The 4,836-nt window shown below is 61.6% G+C and carries 6 protein-coding genes; 3 read left to right on the top strand and 3 right to left on the bottom strand.

Features of this window, described 5'->3' with window-relative positions:
- Window positions 1-245, bottom strand: a 245-nt coding sequence (locus QVE23_RS10935; protein ID WP_502919075.1) for an N-acetylmuramoyl-L-alanine amidase family protein, incomplete at its 3' end; no start/stop codon positions are given.
- Between the two features lie 151 nt (window positions 246-396).
- On the opposite strand from QVE23_RS10935, the gene QVE23_RS06795 reads away from it, so the two are divergent.
- Window positions 397-618 (top strand): hypothetical protein, encoded by a 222-nt coding sequence (locus QVE23_RS06795; RefSeq protein ID WP_025544524.1) that lies wholly within the window; start codon window positions 397-399, stop codon window positions 616-618.
- Between the two features lie 3 nt (window positions 619-621).
- Here the strand turns inward: QVE23_RS06795 and QVE23_RS06800 are convergent, their stop codons facing one another.
- Window positions 622-1,398, bottom strand: coding sequence for a ZIP family metal transporter (locus QVE23_RS06800; protein WP_021751549.1), 777 nt, complete (start codon window positions 1,396-1,398; stop codon window positions 622-624).
- A 275-nt stretch (window positions 1,399-1,673) separates the two neighbouring features.
- Here QVE23_RS06800 and QVE23_RS06805 point away from each other — a divergent pair, with 275 nt between their 5' ends.
- A complete protein-coding gene (locus tag QVE23_RS06805; RefSeq protein ID WP_287967811.1) occupies window positions 1,674-3,413 on the top strand; it encodes a S8 family serine peptidase in 1,740 nt (579 codons plus the stop codon).
- A gap of 95 nt (window positions 3,414-3,508) precedes the next feature.
- Here the strand turns inward: QVE23_RS06805 and QVE23_RS06810 are convergent, their stop codons facing one another.
- Window positions 3,509-4,336, bottom strand: coding sequence for a polysaccharide deacetylase family protein (locus QVE23_RS06810; protein WP_025544520.1), 828 nt, complete (start codon window positions 4,334-4,336; stop codon window positions 3,509-3,511).
- A 139-nt stretch (window positions 4,337-4,475) separates the two neighbouring features.
- On the opposite strand from QVE23_RS06810, the gene QVE23_RS06815 reads away from it, so the two are divergent.
- Window positions 4,476-4,802, top strand: a complete 327-nt coding sequence (locus tag QVE23_RS06815) for a helix-turn-helix domain-containing protein (RefSeq protein ID WP_287967812.1) — start codon at window positions 4,476-4,478, stop codon at window positions 4,800-4,802.
- The last annotated feature ends 34 nt before the right edge of the window (window positions 4,803-4,836 follow it).

Here is a 4,836-nt window from a genome sequence, read left to right on the forward strand (position 1 = left end):
CTGACGAACAGGTCCAGGTCCGGGATGCTGTTGGCGATCTCACACCGTCTGGCCAGGCTTACTGCCCCGCCGCCAGTACGGGTCATGGTCACGGAGACGCCCCGGTCTGTGAGCAGCTTCTCCAGCCGCTTCCCCAGGTCCAGGGTGAATACATGCTCATAATAGGTCCCATCCGGACTCTTGTTGGCCAGATTGCCCGCGTCATGCCCCGGATCCAGGCAGACGCGCTTTTCTCGTTCGCTCAAATGCGTTTTCCCCCCTCTGTACAGGCTCAGGGAGCACAGGGCTCCCCTTCCAGTTTAGTGGGAGGGCGCCCGTCCTGTTCCCCCGCCGGGGTCTTTTCGGAGCGGGGCGCATATCATGGAGCAAAATCATCCGAAACAGGGAGGGGTCCCCATGCCTGCCGCTCTGATTAAACGTCTGAGCAATCTTCTCTGCGTCAAAAGTATTGTGACGCTGATCCTCACCGTTGTATTTGCCGACCTGGCCGTCACCGGCCGTATCTCCAGCCACGATTTCCTGACCATCTTCTCCGTCGTCATCGCCTTCTATTTCGGCACGCAGAGCGAACGCCTCAGTGGACAGCTGGAGAAGGACACCGGGCAAAAATCATCCTGACCGTCATCCCAGGGCCACGTCCAGCACCATCATCACACTGAAGCCCGCGGCAAAGGCCAGCACACCGATGTGGGAGTGGCGTCCCTGGGACATCTCCGGAATCATCTCCTCCACCACCACATAAAGCATGGCCCCTGCGGCAAAGCCCAGCAGATACGGCAGGGCAGGCACCAGCAGCTCCGCCGCCAGGATCGTCACCAGGGCGCCGATGGGCTCCACAACGCCGGATAGCACGCCTCCGGCGAAGGCCCGGAGCTTCCCCTCACCCTCCGCCCGCAGGGGCATGGAGACGATGGCTCCCTCCGGGAAATTCTGGACAGCGATGCCCAGGGAAAGCGCCAGCACGCCCATAGCAGTGATCTCCGTGTCCCCTGCCAGATATCCGGCGCAGACCACGCCCACCGCCATCCCCTCCGGAATGTTGTGGAGCGTTACCGCCAGCACCATCATGGTGGTCCGGCGCAGCCGGCTGGAGGGGCCCTCCGGCTGCGCGCTGCCCCAATGCAGATGGGGAATGATATGGTCCAGCGCCAGCAGGAACAGAAAGCCGAGCCAGAGGCCTGCGGCGGCCGGTGCAAAGGACCACTTTCCCAGCTCCTCCGACCGCTCAATAGCCGGGATCAGCAGGCTCCAAACCGACGCCGCCGTCATCACCCCTGCCGCGAAGCCCGTCAGCCCCTTCTGCAGGCCGTCCGACATCGCCTTTTTCATAAAGAACACGCTCGCCGCGCCCAGGGAGGTGCCCAGGAACGGGAGCAGGAGTCCGTATAATGCTTCCATAATCCATCCTTTCTCATCTTGTGTCCGGAATCAGTATCCATGCGTTCAGAATACCGGATTCCCGCACCGGTGTCAAATTCATTTTCCCACCGGATGGCCTTTCACAAATCCGGAAAATCGCTGCCGCTCTGGACAGCAGGGAGCAAGTCTGCTATGCTTGACACAGGGGACAGGCTGCCGGATGGCTCCGTTTCCCCTCATTTCAGGCTCATTTTAGCTTTTGGGTGTACCATGGTCCCATCATCAGAGAACCATCCCGGAATAGGAGGAACGCCATGAGGGTCTCTCACCATGTAAAACGGTCGGTGTGCCTGCTGCTCTCCCTGCTTCTGCTGGCGCAGGGCATGACCCTGGGCGCAGCCGCTGTGGGCACCGATTCCGTCCCGGCGGGGACATCCGTTCTGGAGCCCGCCGCATACCCCGACAGTGAGGTTCTGGTCCTGTATGAGGACGGCAGGACCGAGGTGGTCGTCTACGAGGACGCCGCCTCCCTGGAGGAGGGGCTGCCGCAGCTGGCCCGGCAGGAGGGTGTGGCGCTGGTCCAGCCCAACTACACATACACAAGCACCGCTCTCTCCACCACAGACCCGCTGCTGGCGGAGCAGTGGGCCCTGTATAACGACGGCAGCTTCCAACTGGAGGAGCAGGAGAACCCCTATCCGGTCTTCAATGATCCCTTTGCACTCCCCTCCGCCCCGTGGCAGTGGATTGCCCCCTGGTGGATGCAGTCCGATGCATCCGCCGGGAGCACCGGAACCGTGCAGGCCGCGGCCGGCGTGGACATCGGCGCGGAGGATGCCTGGGCCCTGTACGACGGCGGAAGCCGGGATGTGGTGGTGGCCCTGGTGGACACCGGCATCGACTACACCCACGCCGATCTGGAGGGCCGCATCTGGGTGAACGAAGACGAGATCCCCGGCAACGGGGTAGACGACGACGGAAACGGCTATATCGACGATGTCTACGGCTGGAATTTCTACTCCGGCAGCAATCAGGTCTATACGGGCAATGAGGACAGCCACGGCACCCACGGCGCGGGCACCATCGCCGCCCATGCAGACAACGACATCGGGATCGCCGGCATCGTCCGGAGCGACCACGTCAAAGTCATGGCAGTCAAGGCTCTGGGCGGGTGGGACGGCAGCGGCTCCACGGCGTCCATCATCCGGGCCATTCAGTACGCGGAGGCCAACGGAGCCCGGATCTGCAACCTGAGCCTGGGCTCTTCCAGAAACGACCCCGCGCTGTACCGCACCATCGCGGCGTCGGATATGCTGTTCGTAGTTGCAGCCGGCAACGACGGCGCCGACCTGGAGCTTGCCCCCAGCTACCCGGCCAGCTACCACTTGGATAACCTCATTACCGTGGCGAACCTCCGATACGACGGTAACCTGGATCCTACCTCCAGCTACGGTGCCTCCTCTGTGGACCTGGCCGCCCCCGGCACCCATATTTTAAGCACCACCCCCGGGAATTCATACAGTTACATGACAGGAACCTCCATGGCGGCGCCTATGGTCAGTGCTGCGGCGGCCATGCTCTGCTCCCAGTTTCCGGATGCCACGCTGGCCGACGTGAAGGACATCCTGCTATCCTCCGTCCAAAAGCTGGGCAGCCTCACCGGCCTGACGGCTACCGGCGGGATGCTGGACCTGGGTGCCGCCATGGCATCCGGGGCCGCGGCCCAGAAGGGGCGGACCTGGACGGAGCCGGACCTGGCGGCCTATACCGACAGTCCGCCCATTCTCTCCCTGTCTCTCTTCCAGTGGAGGGGGCAGCAGTATCTGACCGTTCAAGTCCAGGATCCGGACGGCGACTTCCGCTCCGCCGCTTATGCCGCCGGGACATACACGGCAGCGAATTTCCAGGGCGGCGCTGCGGGGACGCCCCTCCCCTTGAATGCGTGGGGAGCCGCCACCTTGCTGGTGCGCAATGGCGGACCTTATACCTTTTACGCGGTGGACCTGGCCGGCAATGAGACGGTCCGCACAGTGGATCTGCCCCAGAGCCCCTGAGGGCGGCCCGCCGCCAACTCCATCCCCGGTCAAAAGGACTCCGCAGGCTGTGCCTGCGGAGTCCTTTTTCCTGCTCCGGAAAAGCGGCCCCTCCATCAGTCCTTCAGAATGTCCTCCAGTTCCCTGTCCATCGTCACGGTCATGCGTGGCAGCTCATGCAGTCCCTTCCCCAAGTCGGCTGTGCCGTGTCTGGTGACCGCAGTGACCGGGAACAGCTCATGCACAAATGCCTCCGCGTCCGGCTCGGTGATGCCGAAGGGATAGGCGAAGAAGGTGACGGGCTGGCCCACCTCCTGGGCAATGCGGTCATGGCTCTTCTGAATATCCCCCAGCACCCTGGCCTCAAAGGCACTGTCCGACTCCTCCGGATCCCTTTGGATGCCGTTGATGCCGCCCGGGTCAAAGTTTCCGCCCAGATCTCCCAGATTGTGGAGCGAATAGGCATGGGACCCGATCTCTACCAGGCCGGAGTCTGCCATCTCCCGGCACATATCCCAGCTGAGGAAGTTGTCAGCGGACACGTCCTGCATATACACCATAATAGAGACCACGGCTTTCATCTGGTATGCCTGAAGCAGCGGGAAGAGCAGCTCGTAGTTGCTCCGGTATCCGTCGTCAAAGGTGATGAGAAGGGGTTTTTCCGGTAGCGGCTCTCCCCCTGCCAACTCCCGCGGCAGCACAGTGTGGTAGCCATGTTCCGTCAGCCAGCGCAGGTCCTGTTCCATACGGCTCACGGTGATGGTCATATCGTTGCACGGCTCACCGTCCTCCACGATATGGTGGTACATCAGCACCGGGAGGGCCCGGTCCGCCGGAATGGGCATCTGCCACACTCCCCTGGCATAGAGATAGACGGCTCCCGCCGTGAAGCAGAGCGCCGCTGCGGCGGCCACTCCCAGGATTCCCACCCGAATTTTTTTCATCTGTCTGTCATCTCCCATGTGTTGGCGCTGCGGCGTATACCCTTAGAAAATTCGCAAATATTATTTTATCAGATTAAGTTAAAATGTCAATTCATTAAATGAAAAGATTATCTTTGCTAGGATGTTTTAGGGTGATTACATGCCTTTGGATTATGCTGCGATTGGTGGCCGGCTGCAGGCGCGGCGAAAGGAACTGGGGATCACACAGGAGGACGCGGCGGAACGGGCCGGCATTACTGTGGTCTACCTGTCCAGAATTGAAAACGGACGGGTGCATCCGACGCTGGACCTGCTGGACAGGCTCTGCTGTGTTCTGGAATACGACCTTGCCCGAGCCTTCACCGGCGTCCAGACGACCTCTCCCGACTACGGTCAGGAGCAGGTGCTGCGGCTTTTCAACGCCTGTGCGCCGCGTGTCAAGCCTGTTGTTCTGCATCTGCTGGAGCAGCTGGCAACCTTAACGTGAGCAGAAGCGGGAAAAGTATGCACCATGTCTGTCC

Source organism: Oscillibacter sp. KLE 1728, from assembly GCF_934833455.1.
In the GTDB taxonomy this organism is placed as follows: domain Bacteria; phylum Bacillota; class Clostridia; order Oscillospirales; family Oscillospiraceae; genus Oscillibacter; species Oscillibacter welbionis.

Excerpts from the sequence above, each read along its gene's own strand:
- QVE23_RS06800 (WP_021751549.1), bottom strand. The coding sequence starts at position 1,398 with ATGGAAGCATTATACGGACTCCTGCTCCCGTTCCTGGGCACCTCCCTG.
- QVE23_RS06810 (WP_025544520.1), bottom strand. The coding sequence starts at position 4,336 with ATGAAAAAAATTCGGGTGGGAATCCTGGGAGTGGCCGCCGCAGCGGCG.
- QVE23_RS06795 (WP_025544524.1), top strand. The coding sequence starts at position 397 with ATGCCTGCCGCTCTGATTAAACGTCTGAGCAATCTTCTCTGCGTCAAA.
- QVE23_RS06805 (WP_287967811.1), top strand. The coding sequence starts at position 1,674 with ATGAGGGTCTCTCACCATGTAAAACGGTCGGTGTGCCTGCTGCTCTCC.
- QVE23_RS06815 (WP_287967812.1), top strand. The coding sequence starts at position 4,476 with ATGCCTTTGGATTATGCTGCGATTGGTGGCCGGCTGCAGGCGCGGCGA.